13 protein-coding genes are annotated in these 17,106 nt (G+C 69.9%); 6 read left to right on the top strand and 7 right to left on the bottom strand.

From position 1 onward, the window contains the following. Nucleotides 1–7: 7 nt before the first annotated feature. On the bottom strand, nt 8–1,036 hold the full coding sequence (locus EDF31_RS09240) for a GNAT family N-acetyltransferase (RefSeq protein WP_131845935.1): 1,029 nt from the start codon (nt 1,034–1,036) through the stop codon (nt 8–10). A gap of 85 nt (nt 1,037–1,121) precedes the next feature. Between EDF31_RS09240 and EDF31_RS09235 the strand changes: the two genes are divergently transcribed. Beyond that, complete coding sequence (locus EDF31_RS09235; protein WP_111083488.1) at nt 1,122–1,517, top strand: VOC family protein; 396 nt, start codon at nt 1,122–1,124, stop codon at nt 1,515–1,517. A 129-nt stretch (nt 1,518–1,646) separates the two neighbouring features. Here the strand turns inward: EDF31_RS09235 and rpoC are convergent, their stop codons facing one another. The 6 genes from rpoC to EDF31_RS09205 form a co-directional block, all read right to left on the bottom strand. After that, nucleotides 1,647–5,528 (bottom strand): DNA-directed RNA polymerase subunit beta', encoded by a 3,882-nt coding sequence (gene rpoC, locus EDF31_RS09230; protein WP_111083489.1) that lies wholly within the window; start codon nt 5,526–5,528, stop codon nt 1,647–1,649. Between the two features lie 45 nt (nt 5,529–5,573). Then, the gene (gene rpoB / locus EDF31_RS09225; protein ID WP_111083490.1) at nt 5,574–9,062 is read right to left on the bottom strand and encodes a DNA-directed RNA polymerase subunit beta; all 3,489 of its coding nucleotides are present in this window, start codon (nt 9,060–9,062) and stop codon (nt 5,574–5,576) included. 460 nt (nt 9,063–9,522) lie between these two features. Continuing rightward, nucleotides 9,523–10,134, bottom strand: coding sequence for a hypothetical protein (locus tag EDF31_RS09220; protein ID WP_131845934.1), 612 nt, complete (start codon nt 10,132–10,134; stop codon nt 9,523–9,525). Nucleotides 10,135–10,460: 326 nt separating this feature from the next. After that, entirely contained in the window at nt 10,461–11,111 is a 651-nt protein-coding gene (locus EDF31_RS09215) for a response regulator transcription factor (protein ID WP_131845933.1), read from the bottom strand. Continuing rightward, the gene (locus EDF31_RS09210; protein ID WP_131845932.1) at nt 11,108–12,532 is read right to left on the bottom strand and encodes a histidine kinase; all 1,425 of its coding nucleotides are present in this window, start codon (nt 12,530–12,532) and stop codon (nt 11,108–11,110) included. Before EDF31_RS09210 ends, EDF31_RS09215 begins: the two co-directional genes overlap by 4 nt. Then, nucleotides 12,529–13,098: a hypothetical protein gene (locus tag EDF31_RS09205; protein ID WP_131845931.1), complete on the bottom strand. Its 570-nt coding sequence runs from the start codon at nt 13,096–13,098 to the stop codon at nt 12,529–12,531. Before EDF31_RS09205 ends, EDF31_RS09210 begins: the two co-directional genes overlap by 4 nt. Nucleotides 13,099–13,240: 142 nt before the next feature. Here EDF31_RS09205 and EDF31_RS09200 point away from each other — a divergent pair, with 142 nt between their 5' ends. The 5 genes from EDF31_RS09200 (at nt 13,241) to EDF31_RS09180 (ending at nt 17,096) form a co-directional block, all read left to right on the top strand. Further along, the gene (locus EDF31_RS09200; protein WP_131845930.1) at nt 13,241–14,083 is read left to right on the top strand and encodes a fused MFS/spermidine synthase; all 843 of its coding nucleotides are present in this window, start codon (nt 13,241–13,243) and stop codon (nt 14,081–14,083) included. A gap of 115 nt (nt 14,084–14,198) precedes the next feature. Next, nucleotides 14,199–14,909, top strand: a complete 711-nt coding sequence (locus EDF31_RS09195) for a DUF4064 domain-containing protein (RefSeq protein ID WP_131845929.1) — start codon at nt 14,199–14,201, stop codon at nt 14,907–14,909. A 125-nt stretch (nt 14,910–15,034) separates the two neighbouring features. Further along, on the top strand, nt 15,035–15,865 hold the full coding sequence (locus EDF31_RS09190; protein WP_131845928.1) for a hypothetical protein: 831 nt from the start codon (nt 15,035–15,037) through the stop codon (nt 15,863–15,865). Further along, on the top strand, nt 15,862–16,353 hold the full coding sequence (locus EDF31_RS09185) for a SprT-like domain-containing protein (RefSeq protein WP_123293099.1): 492 nt from the start codon (nt 15,862–15,864) through the stop codon (nt 16,351–16,353). The genes EDF31_RS09190 and EDF31_RS09185 overlap by 4 nt, the downstream gene beginning before the upstream one ends. Before the next feature lie 47 nt (nt 16,354–16,400). After that, nucleotides 16,401–17,096 carry a CGNR zinc finger domain-containing protein gene (locus EDF31_RS09180; RefSeq protein WP_111083499.1) on the top strand — a complete coding sequence of 232 codons (696 nt, stop codon included), beginning with the start codon at nt 16,401–16,403 and terminating at the stop codon, nt 17,094–17,096. Nucleotides 17,097–17,106: the final 10 nt, after the last annotated feature.

Raw genomic sequence — 17,106 nt, 5'->3', positions numbered from 1 at the left:
GCGACGGTCAGAGCGACGTCGACGCGGTGACGTGGACCTCGCCGGCGACGAACCCGAGTCGCTCGTAGATGCGCCCGGCTCCGCTCGGGTTCTCGGCGTCGACGTGCAGCACCGCCGCGGACAACCCGTCGGCGCGGATCGCCTGCAGCGTGGCGTCGAGGACGATCGGGGCGAGCCCCGTCCCCCGAGCTGCACGCACGACGCCGACCCAGTGCACGTACCCGTACGAACGGCCCCGGGCAGCGAACCCGTCGGGCTCCACCTCGACGATCGTGAACGCCACGACCGAACCGTCGGCACCGACGACGACCCGCGACAGGTCCAGCCGGCTCTTGTCCGAGGTGAGGAACCCCCGCCAGTCCGACGCGACCATCGGCTGGGAACCCCAGTGGTCGCGGAAGGCGTCGTTCTTGGCCGTCCGGAGCGGCTCGATGTCGTCCGCCGTGACGGGCCGCAGGACGAGCCCGTCCGCCAGGACGGGCACCGCGTCGGCGTCCGGCCCGCGGTCGTCGAACACGACCTGCATGTCGAGCCAGGTGCGCACCGGCGCGAAGTCGAAGTGCGCCGCCAGCCGGAGCGCCGAGGACCCCTGCCGTCCGCCGACGTCGAGCGTCGCCGGCAGGTCGACGGCGAGCGTCGCCAGGCGCTGCCGGGCCCGGCCGACCTGCCAGGCCAGTACCCGCCGTCCGATCCCCTGCCCGCGCAGGTCGGGGTGGACCGCCCCGTCGAGCACGGCGCGCGCAGCGGTGACGCGGGAGGGGACGTCGATGACGATGCCGTAGGCCTGCACATGCCCTCCAGCATCGACGCCCACCACGGTGTCCCTGGTGACGTCCAGCCCCTCGGTGGACAACGACCGTTCGAGGTCGGCTGTGGAGGGACGAGCGTGCGGGTCGTCCACCGCGGCCGACGCGACCGCGACGGCGTGCATCGCGCCGACGTCGTCGAGCCCGCCCGCCCGGAACGTCAAGCCGCTGATCGGCGTGGGGAACGAGAGGTGTGCCGGGGCCGTGATCCGTTCGCGCAGGGTCGCCATCCCTCCAGCCTGCCAGTTCCGTCGCGCAGCGAGACGCCGCGGAAAGCCCCTCGACGAGCAGGCCCGACCGGGACCATGATGAGTCATGGACATCACGAGCGTGACCGTGGGGCTGCCCGTCACCGACATCGAGGCGTCCTGCCTCTGGTACGGCGCCGTCTTCGAGCGCACCGAACCAGACCTCGAACCCGAGGACGGTGTCGCCGAGTACGAGGTCGGCGGGATCTGGATCCAGCTCTACGAGGACGACTCCGCTGAGGAGAACCCGGTGAGCGTCCGGTTCGGCGTCGACGACGTCGGGGCGCAGCACGCCCGCATCGGCGCACTCGGCATCGACATCGGACCGGTCGAGTGCGTCGACGGCGCCGTGAACTGGTTCGACGTCCGCGATCCCGACGGCAACGTCCTCAGCCTGTTCTCCCTCGTGGACGAGACCGGTCGCGGTTCGGGACGCGACAACGGCGCGGACCGCGCGCTCTAGACGCACCCGCCTGACGGACTGGAGGCCCGTGGCGGCCCCGCCCCGCGCCTCCCGTCCGTCACGTGGTGACGACACGACGAAGGCCCCGCCTCCTTGCGGAGACGGGGCCTTCGTGGGATCACATCAGACTCAGTTGTACGTGCCCGGCGTGAAGTCGTCCGACGAGAAGCTGTCGAAGTCGACGAAGCTCAGGTCGGCGTCCGAGAACGACGAGTCGTCCGCGAAGATGCGGTTGGGGTACCGCTCTGCCTTCGCTTCTTCCGTCGCGTTCACGTCCACGTCGCGGTACCGGCTGAGGCCCGTCCCGGCGGGGATGAGCTTACCGATGATGACGTTCTCCTTGAGGCCGACGAGGTGGTCCTGCTTGCCCTCCATGGCCGCCTGCGTGAGCACGCGGGTGGTCTCCTGGAAGGAAGCGGCGGACAGCCACGACTCGGTCGCGAGGGACGCCTTCGTGATGCCCATGACCTCCTGGCGAGCCGAGGCGGTCTTGCGACCCTCCTGCAGCGCCGCACGGTTCAGCATGTTGTAGCGCGACCGGTCGACGAGCTCGCCCGGCAGCAGGTCGGTGTCGCCGTGGTCGACGACGGTGACCTTGCGGAGCATCTGACGGACGATGACCTCGATGTGCTTGTCGTGGATCGGCACGCCCTGCGAGCCGTAGACGTCCTGCACACCGTTGACCAGGTGCTTCTGGACCTCTCGGACACCCTTGACCCGGAGGACTTCCTTCGGGTCGACGGTGCCGGCGATGAACTGCTCGCCGAGCTCGACGTGCTGGTTGTCCTCGATGAGGAGCGTCGCACGCTTGAGCACCGGGTAGATGAACGGCTCGTCACCGTTGTCCGGCGTGAGGATGATCCGACGACCCTTGTCCGTGTCCTCGACGACGACGCGGCCGGGGGCCTCGGCGATCGGGGACGCGCCCTTGGGCGTACGGGCCTCGAAGAGCTCCGTGACACGCGGCAGACCCTGGGTGATGTCGTCGGCCGAGGCCGAACCACCCGTGTGGAAGGTACGCATCGTCAGCTGGGTACCGGGCTCACCGATGGACTGCGCGGCGATGATGCCGACTGCCTCACCGATGTCGACCAGGTTGCCGGTGGCGAGCGAACGGCCGTAGCACTTCGCGCAGACACCGACGGCCGACTCGCAGGTCAGGACCGAGCGCACCTTGATGCTCTCGACACCGGCTGCCAGCAGCTTCTCGAGGAGCACGTCACCGACGTCCTCACGAGCCTCGGCGACGACCGTGCCCTTGGCGTCCACGGCCTCGGTGGCCAGGGTGCGCGAGTACACGGTGTTCTCGACGCGCGGGTCGCGGACCAGCTTGCCGTCCGCGTCCACGGTCGCGATCGGCAGCTCGAGGCCACGCGTCGTACCGCAGTCGTCCTCGCGGATGATGACGTCCTGCGAGACGTCCACGAGACGACGGGTGAGGTACCCGGAGTCCGCGGTACGGAGCGCGGTGTCGGCAAGACCCTTGCGAGCACCGTGGGTGGCGATGAAGTACTCCGCCACGGTCAGGCCCTCGCGGTACGAGTTGATGATCGGGCGGGCGATGATCTCGCCCTTCGGGTTGTTCACCAGACCACGCATACCCGCGATGTTGCGGACCTGCAGCCAGTTACCACGAGCACCCGACGACACCATGCGGTTGATCGTGTTGTCGACGGGGAAGTTGTCCCGCATCTCCTGCGCGATCTCGTTGGTGGCCTCGGTCCAGATCTTGATCAGGTCGGCGCGACGCTCGGAGTCGGTGATCAGACCCTTGTCGAACTCGCCCTGCACCTTGGCGGCCTGGATCTCGTAGCCCGCGATGATCTCCTTCTTGCGAGGAGGCGTCACGACGTCCGACAGGGCGACGGTCACACCGGAGCGCGTGCCCCAGTAGAAGCCGGCGTCCTTGATCCGGTCCAGCGCAGCGGCCGTCTCGGTCTTGGAGTACCGCTCGGCGAGGTCGTTGACGATCGCGGACAGCACACCCTTGTCGGTGACCTTCTGGACGAACGGGTAGTTCGCCGGGAGGGTCTCGTTGAAGAGCGCACGGCCCAGGGTCGTCTCGAGGAGGACGGTGTCGCCCTGCTCGTAGCCCTCGGGAGCTTCACCCTCGGCGAAGTGGACACCCGTCATGCGGATCTTCGCCATGGCGTTGAGGTGCAGCGTGTGCTGGTCGTTGGCCAGGATCGCCTCGGCGACCGAGGAGAACGCACGGCCCTCACCGACGGCGCCCTCGCGGACGGTCGTCAGGTGGTGCAGACCGATGATCATGTCCTGTGCGGGCAGGGTCACCGGGCGGCCGTCGGACGGCTTCAGGATGTTGTTCGAGGCGAGCATCAGGATGCGGGCCTCGGCCTGGGCCTCCACCGACAGCGGCAGGTGCACGGCCATCTGGTCACCGTCGAAGTCCGCGTTGAACGCAGCACACACGAGCGGGTGGAGCTGGATGGCCTTGCCCTCGACGAGCTGCGGTTCGAACGCCTGGATGCCCAGACGGTGCAGCGTCGGCGCACGGTTCAGCAGCACGGGGCGCTCGCGGATGATCTCCTCGAGCACGTCCCACACCTGCGGACGCGAACGCTCGACCATGCGCTTGGCCGACTTGATGTTCTGCGCGTGCGACAGGTCGATCAGGCGCTTGATCACGAACGGCTTGAAGAGCTCGAGCGCCATCTGCTTGGGCAGACCACACTGGTGCAGCTTCAGCTGCGGGCCGACGATGATGACCGAACGGCCCGAGTAGTCGACGCGCTTGCCGAGCAGGTTCTGGCGGAAACGACCCTGCTTGCCCTTGAGCATGTCGCTCAGGGACTTCAGGGCGCGGTTACCGGTACCCGTGACCGGACGTCCACGACGACCGTTGTCGAACAGCGCGTCAACGGCTTCCTGCAGCATGCGCTTCTCGTTGTTCACGATGATCTCGGGGGCACCGAGGTCGAGCAGGCGGCGGAGACGGTTGTTGCGGTTGATCACACGACGGTAGAGGTCGTTGAGGTCCGACGTGGCGAAACGGCCACCGTCGAGCTGCACCATCGGGCGCAGCTCCGGCGGGATCACCGGCACGACGCCGAGCACCATCGCTGCCGGCGAGTTGCCGGTGGCGAGGAAGGAGCTGACGACGCGCAGACGCTTGATCGCGCGGATCTTCTTCTGGCCCTTGCCCTCGGCGATCTGCAGACGCAGCGCCTCGGCCTCGGCAGCCAGGTCGAACGCCTCGAGCCGGAGCTTGATCGCCTCGGCGCCCATGTAGGCGTCGAAGTAGATCCCGAACCGGTCCTGGAGCTCGTGGAAGACGGCGTCCTCGGGCTTGAGGTCGCCCACCTTGAGGTTGCGGAAGTCCTCCCACACACGCTCGAGACGGGTGATGTCCTCGTCGAACGACTTGCGGACCTGGGACATCTCCTTCTCGGCGGTGTCCTTGGTGCGCCGCTTGACGTCGGCCTTCGCTCCCTCTTCCTCAAGGGCTGCGAGGTCGTCCTCGAGCTTCTTGAGGCGGTCGGCGATGATCGAGTCGCGCTGGCCCTCGAGGGTCTTGATCTCGAGACGCATCTCGTTCTCGAGACCCGGCATGTCCGCGTGACGGCCCTCTTCATCGATGTCGATGATCATGTACGCCGCGAAGTAGATGACCTTCTCGAGGTCCTTCGGCGCCATGTCGAGGAGGTACCCGAGGCGCGACGGGACGCCCTTGAAGTACCAGATGTGCGTGACGGGGGCAGCGAGCTCGATGTGGCCCATGCGCTCACGACGGACCGAGGACTTGGTGACCTCGACGCCGCAGCGCTCGCAGACGATGCCCTTGAACCGGACACGCTTGTACTTGCCGCAGGCGCACTCCCAGTCGCGGGAAGGACCGAAGATCTGCTCGCCGAACAGACCGTCCTTCTCGGGCTTCAGGGTGCGGTAGTTGATGGTCTCCGGCTTCTTGACCTCGCCGTACGACCACTGACGGATGTCCTCGGCGGTCGCGAGGCCGATCCGAATGGCGTCAAAGGAAGTTGCTTCGAGCAATGTTCTTCTCTCTTGCTTGATTCAGGCTTCGATGTACGGGCGGGATCAGATGTCGTCGACGGACGACGACTCGAACCGCGAGGAGATGTTGATGCCCAGCTCCTCCGCAGCGCGGAAGACCTCGTCATCGTTGTCGCGCAGGCTGACCGCCTGGCCGTCGGCCGAGAGGACCTCGACGTTCAGGCAAAGCGACTGCATCTCCTTCATGAGGACCTTGAAGGACTCGGGGATGCCGGGTTCCTGGATGTTCTCGCCCTTGACGATCGCCTCGTAGACCTTCACGCGGCCGAGGATGTCGTCGGACTTGATCGTCAGGAGCTCCTGGAGGGCGTAAGCGGCGCCGTACGCCTCGAGCGCCCACACCTCCATCTCACCGAATCGCTGGCCACCGAACTGCGCCTTACCACCCAGCGGCTGCTGCGTGATCATCGAGTACGGACCCGTCGAACGAGCGTGGATCTTGTCGTCGACCAGGTGGTGCAGCTTGAGGATGTACATGTAGCCGACCGAGACGGGCTCGGGGAACGGCTCGCCGGAGCGACCGTCGAAGAGCTGCGCCTTGCCGGACGAGCCGATCAGGCGCTCGCCGTCGCGGTTCGGGAGGGTCGAGTCGAGGAGGCCCTCGATCTCGCGCTCGTACGCACCGTCGAACACCGGGGTGGCGACCTTCGTGCCCGGAGCGGCGCTGTGCGCTGCCTCGGGGAGGGCCGATGCCCACTCCTGGATGCCCTCGACGTTCCAGCCCTGCTTGGCGAGCCAACCGAGGTGGATCTCGAGGACCTGGCCGAAGTTCATGCGGCCGGGGACGCCGAGCGGGTTCAGGACGATGTCGACCGGGGTGCCGTCGGCGAGGAAGGGCATGTCCTCGACCGGGAGGATGGTCGAGATGACGCCCTTGTTGCCGTGACGACCGGCGAGCTTGTCACCCGCGGTGATCTTGCGCTTCTGGGCGATGTAGACGACCACGCGCTGGTTGACACCAGAGCCGAGTTCGTCGTCGCCGTCCTGCGAGTCGAACACCTTGACGCCGATGATCGTGCCCTCTTCACCGTGGGGCACCTTCAGCGAGGTGTCGCGCACTTCGCGCGACTTCTCGTTGAAGATGGCGCGGAGGAGGCGCTCTTCAGCGGAGAGCTCGGTCTCGCCCTTCGGCGTGACCTTGCCGACCAGGATGTCGCCGGGGCGGACCTCGGCACCGATGCGGATGATGCCGCGCTCGTCGAGGTCGGCCAGCAGGTCCGGGCTGACGTTGGGGAGGTCACGGGTGATCTCCTCCTTGCCGAGCTTCGTGTCGCGGGCGTCGACCTCGTACTCCTCGATGTGGATCGAGGAGAGCGTGTCGTCCTTGATGAGGTTCTGCGACAGGATCATCGCGTCCTCGTAGTTGTAGCCCTCCCACGGCATGAACGCGACGAGGAGGTTCTTGCCGAGCGCGAGCTCGCCGTTCTCCGTCGCGGGACCGTCGGCGATGACCTCGCCCTGCTCCACACGCTCGCCGGCCGAGACGACCACGCGGTGGTTGTAGCTCGTGCCCTGGTTGGAGCGGTCGAACTTGCGCAGGTAGAAGGTCTGCGTGCCGCCCTCGTCGAGCTGCAGGGTCACGGCGTCGGCCGAGACCTCGGAGACGACACCGGCCTTGTCGGCGGTGACGACGTCACCGGCGTCGATCGCGGTGTAGCCCTCCATGCCGGTACCGACGAGCGGCGACTCGGAACGGAGCAGCGGGACGGCCTGACGCTGCATGTTCGCACCCATGAGGGCGCGGTTCGCGTCGTCGTGCTCGAGGAACGGGATGAGCGAGGTCGCGACCGACACCATCTGGCGCGGCGAGACGTCCATGTAGTCGACTTCGCCCTTGGCGACGAGTTCGACCTCGCCACCCTTCTTGCGGACGAGGACCTTGTCGTCGGCGAAGTGGAACGAGTCGGTCAGCGGCGCGTTGGCCTGCGCGACGACGAACTCGTCCTCTTCCGAGGCGGTCAGGTAGTCGATGGTCTTCGTGACCTCGCCGTTGACGACGCGACGGTACGGGGTCTCGATGAAGCCGAACGAGTTGATCCGACCGAACGACGCGAGCGAGCCGATCAGGCCGATGTTCGGGCCTTCCGGGGTCTCGATCGGGCACATGCGGCCGTAGTGCGACGGGTGGACGTCACGGACCTCGACACCGGCTCGCTCACGGGACAGACCACCCGGGCCGAGGGCCGAGAGACGACGCTTGTGCGTCAGGCCTGCGAGCGGGTTGTTCTGGTCCATGAACTGCGACAGCTGGGACGTTCCGAAGAACTCCTTGATCGCGGCGACGACCGGACGCACGTTGATGAGCGTCTGGGGCGTGATCGCCTCGATGTCCTGCGTGGTCATGCGCTCGCGGACGACGCGCTCCATGCGGGACAGACCCGTGCGGACCTGGTTCTGGATGAGCTCGCCGACGGCGCGGATGCGACGGTTGCCGAAGTGGTCGATGTCGTCCACGTCGAGGCGCAGCTGCACCGGCTCGCCGTCACGCACGCCGTTCAGCGTGGTCTTCTCGGCGTGCAGGGACACGAGGTACTTGATCGTCGCGACGATGTCCTTGACGGTCAGCACCGAGTCGGACAGCGGGGCGTCGATCCCGAGCTTGCGGTTGACCTTGTAGCGGCCCACCTTCGCCAGGTCGTAGCGCTTCGAGTTGAAGTAGAAGTTGTCGAGCAGCGCACGCGCGGCCTCGGCAGCGACCTGCTCGCCCGGGCGCAGCTTGCGGTAGATGTCCTTGAGCGCCTCTTCCTTCGTGAGGATGGCGTCCTTCTCGAGGGTCGACTCGATCGAGGCGAAGCCCTGGAACTCCTCCATGATCTCCTCGCTGGTCAGACCCAGCGCCTTGAGGAAGACCGTGACGGACTGCTTGCGCTTGCGGTCGATGCGCACGCCCACCTGGTCGCGCTTGTCGATCTCGAACTCGAGCCACGCACCACGCGAGGGGATGACGCGAGCGGAGTAGATGTCCTTGTCGGACGTCTTCTCCTGCTGGCGCTCGAAGTACACGCCGGGCGAACGGACGAGCTGCGACACGACGACGCGCTCGGTGCCGTTGATGATGAACGTGCCGCGTTCGGTCATGAGCGGGAAGTCGCCCATGAAGACCGTCTGCGTCTTGATCTCACCCGTCATGTGGTTCATGAACTCGGCGTTGACGTACAGCGGAGCGGCGTAGGTCTTGCCGCGCTCCTTGCAGTCGTCGATCGAGTACTTGGGGTCCTCGAGCTCGGGCGCCGTGAACGAGAGCTGCATGGTCTCGCCGAGGTCCTCGATCGGGGAGATCTCCTCGAAGATCTCCTCCAACCCGGAGTGCAGGGCGAGGTCGGTGCGACCCTGCTCCTGTCCCTCTGCGAGACGGGCCTTCCAGACGTCGTTGCCGACGAGCCAGTCGAAGCTCTCCGTCTGGAGTGCGAGCAGATCAGGAACCGTGAGGGTGTCCGTGATCTTGGCGAACGAGAGTCGCGAGTGGTTGCGACCGTTCTTGGGGTTGGTGGATGCGTTGGGCGCAGCAGCCAAGGGTGTGACCTCCGTAGGCCCCGTCGGGCCGATACTGACGAGCAGCATGTAGGTGAGTAGATGATCGCTCGGCGATCCCCGCGAGTTCTTGCCCTGCGACCACGCCGACGCGTGCCTGACGCGGAACGTCGGTGCACGTGTGGGATGATCTCCGTGAGCGGGACCCGCCGCCATATACGGGTCCGGCTGCACCAGGGCGAGTTGAGCTTGTCCAACTCAGAACTCTGCGTCGACCGCAATATGACGACACGGATGCCAGGGAGCGCGAACTGCCATCATAGTTCGCGCCGAGTCGTGCTGTCCAGTCCTGGCTTGACCAGATTCGGCAGTGGCGTGTATAAGCCGCTGCGTGCCCGCGGAATTCCCGGCCCGCGCCCGGCCTGCAACGGCCAGCGTCCGGCCCGCGACGGCCCGCAACAGGCCCGCGCACCCCGCCCGCGCAGTGGACCCGGCCGTGCGCTCAGCCGAGGCGCTCGCGCTCGACGTGCGCCGCGCCTCCCGGCTGGACCTGCCGCCCCGCCAGCGCACGGAAGGCGTCCTCGGGTCGACGGGTGCGCACGAAGGTGACGCGACCACGGTCGTCGGTGAGCTCGATCCCGAGTCCGGGGGTGAGGATCAGGGCGCGCACACCGCGACCGATCCGCAGGCCGACGCCGCCGTAGGTGCGGGCGTCCGCCTCGACGAGTCGGACGTCGGCGATGCGCCGACGTGCGATGCGCCGTGGCGGCAGCGGCCGGAAGTGCAGCGTGACGTGCGTGTCGGTGACGGCGAACCCGGCCCGCGCGAGCAGCAGCAGCACGCCCGCCACGACGGCGACCAGCGCCGGCACGATGAGCGCGGTCTCCGGCGCGTCGCCGGGCCAGGCGGTCACCGCCGCGGTCAGGCCGAGCCCGCCGAGGAGCAGGACCGCGCCGACGACACGCATCCAGGTAGGCGCCGCCTCGTGGTCGGCGTGGGCCGGACGGGAGGCGCGGGGCACCCGCGTCGTCCGGCTCGCGGTCGCGCGCGTGGTGTCGCGGGTCGTCGGTGCGGCCAGGCGTGCAGTGGGCACGCTCATCGTGTCAGCGGTCATGTCGGGTCTCCTGCGGCTCGGCGGAGTGTTGCATCCCGTATTTTACATGACGGGTGCGATGTGATCACGGCCAGCGCGCGCGGGTGACCGGAAGGGGCACGCGGACGCATGCCGACGACGCGCACGCTCGAGCGGTGGGGCCGCTCGACGGCACGTCGTGGTCACGTCGGGAGGGCGGACGCGCGAGGTGTGGGGCACTGCACGCATCGACGCGGTTCCGCGTGACGACCGGATGAACAGTACGGAACGAGTCTTGGCGTCCGCTGGCCGTCCATGTGTACGCATTCATGTGCCGGGCCGGTCAGCGCGGGCCACGCGTGGCCGCGTCAGCGCAGAACGCGCGCGACCGCCTCGGCGCGGGTGGCGACCCCGAGCTTCGCGAACACCTGGTTCACGTACGACTTCACCGTCGGCACCGTCAGGAACAACTCCGCCGCGATCTGCGGGTTCGTCCGGCCGGCCGCGATGCGCTCGAGCACGTCGGCCTCGCGCGGGGTGAGGTCCGGGAACCGGTCACGCAGCGCCGGCACAGCGGGTGTGGACCCCGTCGCCCCGCCGCCGGCGAGCTGCGCCACCAGCCGCGCTCCGACCGTCGCGTCGAACGTCGACTGCCCCGACGCGACCGCCCGGATCGCCGTCGCGATCTCGGTCCGTCCGGCGTCCTTCGTCAGGTACCCGCGCGCACCGGCCCGGAGCGCGGTCACGATCGACTCGTCGTCCGCGTAGGTCGTCAGCACGAGCACCGCCACCTGCGGGTGGTCGGCCACGATGCGCGCGGTCGCCGTCGGCCCGTCGGTGCCCGGCATGCGGAGGTCCATCAGCACGACGTCGGGAGCGTCACGGTCCACCGCTGCGATCGCCTCGGCACCGTCGGCGGCCTCACCCGTCACCTGCAGGTCCGGCACGAGCGACAGCACCGTCACCAGGCCGTCGCGGACGATCGCCTGGTCGTCGACGACGAGGACACGGATGGTCACGAGGCGTCCACCTCGTGCTCGGCCACCCGGTCCACCGGCAGGTGCAGCGCGACGACGAACTCGTCGTCGGACCGCTTCGCTTCGACCGTCGCACCGCTGCCGAGCTCCTCGACGCGCTCGCGCATCCCGAGCAGCCCCTGGCCGCCGCCGGTGAGCGGGTTGGCCACGACGATGTCCACGGCGTCGCCGTCGCGGACGACGGACAGTGACACGGGGCGGCCGGGGGCGTGCCTACGGGCGTTGCTGAGGGCCTCGCGGACGACCTGGACGACGGCGGCGCGGTGCGCCTCGTCGAGTGCGGCCAGGGTCGCGTCGCCCTGCACCACGATGGTGCCGCCGAACGAGCGGTGAGCGGCGACCAGGGCGGTCAGGTCGGTGCGGTCCGGCACGTGGTCGGTGCGGTCGGTCTGGTCGGTGTGGTCCGGCACGTGGTCGGTGGACGGCCGGGAGGCGCGGCTCGCGTCCGGCACGTCGGCTCCGGTGGTCCGCGTGGCCTGGTCCGGGGCCGTGGTCCGGTCCGGTGTGGTGGCGCGGTCCGGTGTGGTGGCGCGGTCCGGTGTGGTGGCGCGGTCCGCGGTCGTGGTCGGGTCGGGGACGGCGGCCCCGTCCGGGGTGGCGGCCCGGTCCGGGGTCGCGGCCCGGTCCGGGGTGGCGTCGGGCTCGGCGTCCGCGTCGTCGCGGAGGGCGTGCACGGCTCGGCGCGCCTCGGCGAGGCCGTCCGCCGCCAGGGTCCTGGCCTCGCCGGCACGCTTCGTCGCGTCGTCGACCCGGCCGGCCTCGAGCAGGGCCTCGACCGCGTCGAGCTGCAGCACGAGACCGCCGAGCGAGTGCGCGAGGACGTCGTGGATGTCCCGCGAGGCCCGGGACCGATCGGCGAGGAGCTGTGCCCGCTGCTGGTCCCGCTCGGCCTGCCGCGCACGTTGCGCCGCGACCCGGAACTGCCGGCGGCTGAACCCGATGAGCACGCCGAGCAGCAGCCCGCCGCTCGTGCCGAGGACGAACTGGACCGAGGCGTGCTCGATCGTCGCGCAGACGGCGATGACCACCATCGCCCCCACCGCCGCCACCGCCGCGAGCCAGACCGGCACCCGGAGGTTCGCGCCGAGCAGGACGATCCCGACGATCACCGGGACGATCATGAGCGAGTCGGTCGCCACCACGGTCAGGGAACCGGCGACGATCATCACCACGCCCGCGACGACGAGCAGCTGCGGCGTCCGGCCGAACTCACGGAGCGCCCACGCGGCGAGCGCCACCGCACCGAGCACCCACACCCACGCGGGCGGCTGCAGCTCGAGTCCGTTCTTCACGAACCAGAACCCGACGATCACGATGCCGAGGGCGTTGAGCCCCCAGGCGGTTGCCGAACGGGACCGACCCCCGGGGAGGTCGGTCGGGTCCTGTCCGCTCAGCAGGGTCACCGGACCATCATGCCGCGGGTGGTGCGGCCACTGGCGGTCCGGTCGCCGCGGTCTCCGCGGTCGCTCTGGTCTCCGTGGTCTCCGCGGTCTCCGCGCGGGATGCGCTGGTCGATGACGACGGCGCGGGCGGCGCGGTTCAGGGCGAGCACGAGCAGGATCGCGCCGGTCGAGGTGAGCAGGTGGGCACCGAGGTGGCCGCCGAGCACGTCGAGGCCGACGCGCACGGCGATGAGCACGATCCAGAGGGACGCTCCGAGCCAGCCCGTGCGGGACTGGATCGTCCGACCCTTGCTGTCCGGGGTGGCGACGGTGCGGAACCGAGTGATGGTGCCCATCGTCAGGCCCACGCCGATCGTGATCAGGGCCTCGATGCCGAGGAACACGACGTCGGTCGTGGTGATCGTCGCCCCCGACTGCGCCAGGACCACCACGCCGATGATCGCCATGATCATCGGCGTGCGCCAGATGCGCGCCGGGTCGAGGTACTGCCAGGTGGCCTGGCGGTACCCGAGGAAGCCGACGAGGGCGACGCCGATCAGGACGTTGACGAGGAGCTGGACCGACATGGTGTGCCTTTCGAGGTGACCCGGCGGGACGTCCCCGACCGATGGATCCAGCCTCGTTCCGGTGCGTCCGCGGGCACACCAACCAGGGGTGGAGGCCCGGGTGGTGATCGCGGTGCCGGTCGGGTGGTGTTCGATTGACCGCATGGCTGATGCGTTCGACGGGTTCCGGATCGGTGCGGGGTACTCGGTGGTCGAGCCGGACCGGCACCGCCCCGGGTCCTTCACGCTCGTGGTGGACGGCACGCCGCAGTCGCACGTCGACCTCGAGGACCCGACCCACCTGGCGTTCGAGTACATCCGGCGGATCGGACACGCCATCGACCTGCTGCCGTCCGGCCCGGTCACGGCGCTGCACCTCGGCGCCGGCGCCCTGACGCTCCCCCGGTACGTCGCGGTGACCCGGCCGGGCTCCCGCCAGCAGGTCATCGAGCTCGAGCGCGACCTGGTGGACCACGTCCGCGAGGTCCTGCCGTTCCCCCGCGGTGCGTCGATCCGGGTGCGGTACGGCGACGCGCGCGAGGTACTCGGCAAGCTCCCCACCGGGCTCCGCGGCACGGTGGACCTGGCCGTGGTGGACGTCTTCGGCGGCTCGCAGATCCCGGCGCACGTGACGAGCATCGAGTTCTACCGCGAGGTCGCCGCGTTCCTGTCGCCGACCGGCATCGTCGCCGTGAACGTGGCCGACGGCGCGGGTCTCGCGTTCGCACGGGGGCAGGCGTCGACGCTGCAGGCCGTGCTGCCGTCGGTCGCAGCGGTGGCGGACACTGGCATGCTCAAGGGGCGTCGGTTCGGGAACATCGTGCTGCTCGGCTCGCCGACCGACCTGCCGATCGCCGAGATGCCGCGGCGGTACTCGTCGGACCCGATGCCGGCGAAGGTCGTGCACGGGGCCGAGTTGCGGGCGTTCATCGCCGGGGCGCCGATCGTCACCGACGCGACGGCCGTGGCGTCACCGGAGCCGAACCGGAGCGTGTTCGGCGCCTGACCCTGCGGTGACGACGGGGCGGCGCGCCAGGCCGTTCCCGGGCACTCGGCGGGTGCGGCTGTCAGGATGGTCTGAACGACCGCGCAGGTGCGCGACCGAGCGATGGGATCCCCTGATGACGAACGACGACCGGAGCAACCAGGACCGGACGGGCGACGGCCAGGCGCCGAGCTGGGGCGGAGCCCCGCAGCAGCAGCCCGCCGCCGACGCACCGCGGTACGGCGAGCGGAGCGACCCGACGCCGCAGTACGGGCAGTCCGCCCCGCAGTACGGCGAGCAGCAGAACCAGTACGGGCAGCAGCAGCAGCAGTACGGGCAGCAGCAGCAGCAGTACGGGCAGCAGCAGGACCAGTACGGCCAGCAGCAGCAGTACGGCCAGCAGCCGTACGCCGCGGCGCCCGCGAGCTCCGGTTCGCCCGCGTGGCAGAGCTACGAGGAACCGAAGGCCAAGAAGAAGACCGTCGGCGTGATCGCGTTCGTGGTCGGCCTCGCCGCCCTGGTCGTGGGAGCCATCGGCGGGTACCTGTTCGGGCAGTCGTTCGGCGCTTCCGACGCCTTCCGCGACTCGATGCAGAACAGCGGAGCGACGCCGAGCGACGCGCAGATCACCGAGCTGATGACCTCGTCGAACGTCATCACCGGATCCCTCATGTTCTACCTGGGCACGGCCCTCGGCCTGTGGGCGATCGTGCAGGGCATCATCGCTGCCGTCACCAAGCGTGGCCGCGGTTGGGGCGTCTTCGCGATCGTCCTCGCCGTCGTCGCGCTCATCGTCTTCGTCGTGGCGGTCGGCGTCGCTGCGGTCGCGGCGAGCGGGATGTCCTGATCCGCTGAGCCCGTCCGGAACGGCCCGTCGTGCTCCGGCACGGCGGGCCGTTCTGCGTCCACCGGCGCGAAGCCTGAGCGCGTCGCACCGGCCGCTCCCGGCAGAGCGCGGCTACCCTCGAACCGATGTCCCTCCCGCCCGACGACCGTCAGCAGCCCGACCCGTCCGACCCGTCCCGTGAACCGCGCCACGCGGCTCCCGTGACGGCCGGGGTCAGCCCGGGCAGCACCTTCGCGCCCATCAGCCTGCGACCGGCGGTCGACGTCGACGCCGTGCACCAACGTCTGCGCGACCTCGGTCAGAGCCGCAGCACCGAGGCGCTCGCGGAACGCGCCGAACTCCTCCGCCTGCTCGGTCGCCTCGACGAGTCACTCGTCGTCGCGGAGGAGGTCTTCCGCCTCGCGATGTTCACGGGCGAGCGTCAGGACAAGGTCGCCGCCCGGATCCGGCGCGCGCACATCCTGCACGACCTGGGTCGCCACGAGCGTGCCGCGACCGAGGCCGCCCTGGCCCGCGACACCGCAGCCACCGAGGAGTGGCCGGAGCTCGAGGGTGCCGCCGCCGAGATCGAGGGGTGGTCGCTGTTCGAGAACGACCGCTTCGAAGATGCCCGCGCCGCACTGTCCCGCGCCTACCAGGCGTTCCGCCAGGCCGGTGCCCCGTCCGAGCGCACCGACGCGCTGCGCACCGCGGTCGAGGCGGCGATGCGTGCCTCGATCACGCACCCCGCCGAACCCGCTGACAAGCCGCGGACGGCCCGCGAGGTCGCCGCCCGCCGTGCCGAGGACGACGAACCGACCATGCGCGTCGCCGAGCCGGTCAAGCAGGTCCCGCCGATCCGCCGCCGGGTGCTCGGGGCGCCGGACGCCGCGCGCACCGAGGCCGACGACATCTGGGGACGGATCGCCGCACGGGCAGCCAAGAAGGGCCAGGCCGAGCCCCGCGCCGACCAGTGACCGCACTCGAGACGGTCCGTTCCCGAGCCGAGGCACTCATCACCGAACACCTCGGCGCGGGCTCGTGGGCCTTCGGGTTCGACCACGCGAAGACCCGCGCAGGACAGTGCGACTTCGCCCGGAAGCGCATCACCGTCAGCCGGCACCTGGCGACACGGTTCTCGGACGACGACGTCGAGCAGGTCCTGCTGCACGAGGTCGCGCACGCCCTCGCCGGCGCCCGTGCGGGCCACGGCCCGAAGTGGAAGCGGACCGCGTCCGCCATCGGGTACACGGGTTCGCGGCTGCACGACGGCCCGATCGCCAGCGAGCTCGCACCGTGGATCGGGACATGCCCAGCCGGACACGAGCACTTCCGCTACCGGACGCCCACCCGCCAGCTCGCCTGTGCCCGGTGCTCCCGCCGGTTCGATCCCCGCAACGCCATCGTCTGGCGGCGCCGGAGCGACGCTGACACCCCGTCGACAGTGGCCTCGACTACCGCATGAGTCCGTCCGCGCGCGGAGGCGCGCCGGTAACCCGTTAGCCTGGACGGATGCACACGGGGCAGCACATCCGCACGGACGCCGGATCCACCTGGTTCTTCGACGCCGGTCGGATCGCCCTGGACTTCGCGCACACCGGTGGGTTCGCCGACGACCCGGACGGCCGGCGTCCCCGATCGCAGCTCGGTGAGCTGCTCGCGAGCCCGGCGGACCTGGACGAGTGGCTCAGCGACCACACCGAACCGATCGACGTCGGGGCGAGCGCGCGCGAGCTGCAGGACGCCCGCGCGCTCCGCGCGGCGATCGCCCGACTCGCCGTCGCCGCGGCCCCCGGCCCGGCGACCACCGCGGCCGAGCGCACCGCCGTCGCGGCGGGCCTGCGTGCCGGGACCGGCCGCACGCGCCCCGCGCCCGACGACATCGACACCGTCAACCTGTTCGCCGCCCTGCCGGACGTGCCCCCGAGCCTCCCGGGTGGCCGCCGACGTGCCGGAGCGAACCGCGTCCGCCTGGCCCAGGCACTGTCCAGCGTCGCGCGCGACGCCGTCGCGCTGTTCACCGAGGTCGGCTTCGACGACGTCGAGGCCGACGGCCGTCCGACGCGTCTGAGCCGCTGCTCGGCGGACGACTGCGCGCTGGTCTTCTACGACTCCTCGCGGGGCGGGACGCGTCGCTGGTGTTCGATGCAGCGGTGCGGGAACCGCGCCAAGGTCCGTGCGCACCGCGCTCGGCGCGCGGCGGTCTGACCGCCCTCCA

Origin of the sequence: Curtobacterium sp. PhB142 (genome assembly GCF_004341255.1) — a bacterium.
Lineage (GTDB): Bacteria > Actinomycetota > Actinomycetes > Actinomycetales > Microbacteriaceae > Curtobacterium.
This window is presented reverse-complemented; position numbering and strand designations above follow the sequence as displayed.

Coding starts and splice junctions, on each gene's coding strand:
- EDF31_RS09240 (WP_131845935.1), bottom strand. CDS start 1,036: ATGGCGACCCTGCGCGAACGGATCACGGCCCCGGCACACCTCTCGTTC.
- EDF31_RS09235 (WP_111083488.1), top strand. CDS start 1,122: ATGGACATCACGAGCGTGACCGTGGGGCTGCCCGTCACCGACATCGAG.
- EDF31_RS09220 (WP_131845934.1), bottom strand. CDS start 10,134: ATGACCGCTGACACGATGAGCGTGCCCACTGCACGCCTGGCCGCACCG.
- EDF31_RS09205 (WP_131845931.1), bottom strand. CDS start 13,098: ATGTCGGTCCAGCTCCTCGTCAACGTCCTGATCGGCGTCGCCCTCGTC.
- EDF31_RS09200 (WP_131845930.1), top strand. CDS start 13,241: ATGGCTGATGCGTTCGACGGGTTCCGGATCGGTGCGGGGTACTCGGTG.
- EDF31_RS09195 (WP_131845929.1), top strand. CDS start 14,199: ATGACGAACGACGACCGGAGCAACCAGGACCGGACGGGCGACGGCCAG.
- EDF31_RS09190 (WP_131845928.1), top strand. CDS start 15,035: ATGTCCCTCCCGCCCGACGACCGTCAGCAGCCCGACCCGTCCGACCCG.
- EDF31_RS09180 (WP_111083499.1), top strand. CDS start 16,401: ATGCACACGGGGCAGCACATCCGCACGGACGCCGGATCCACCTGGTTC.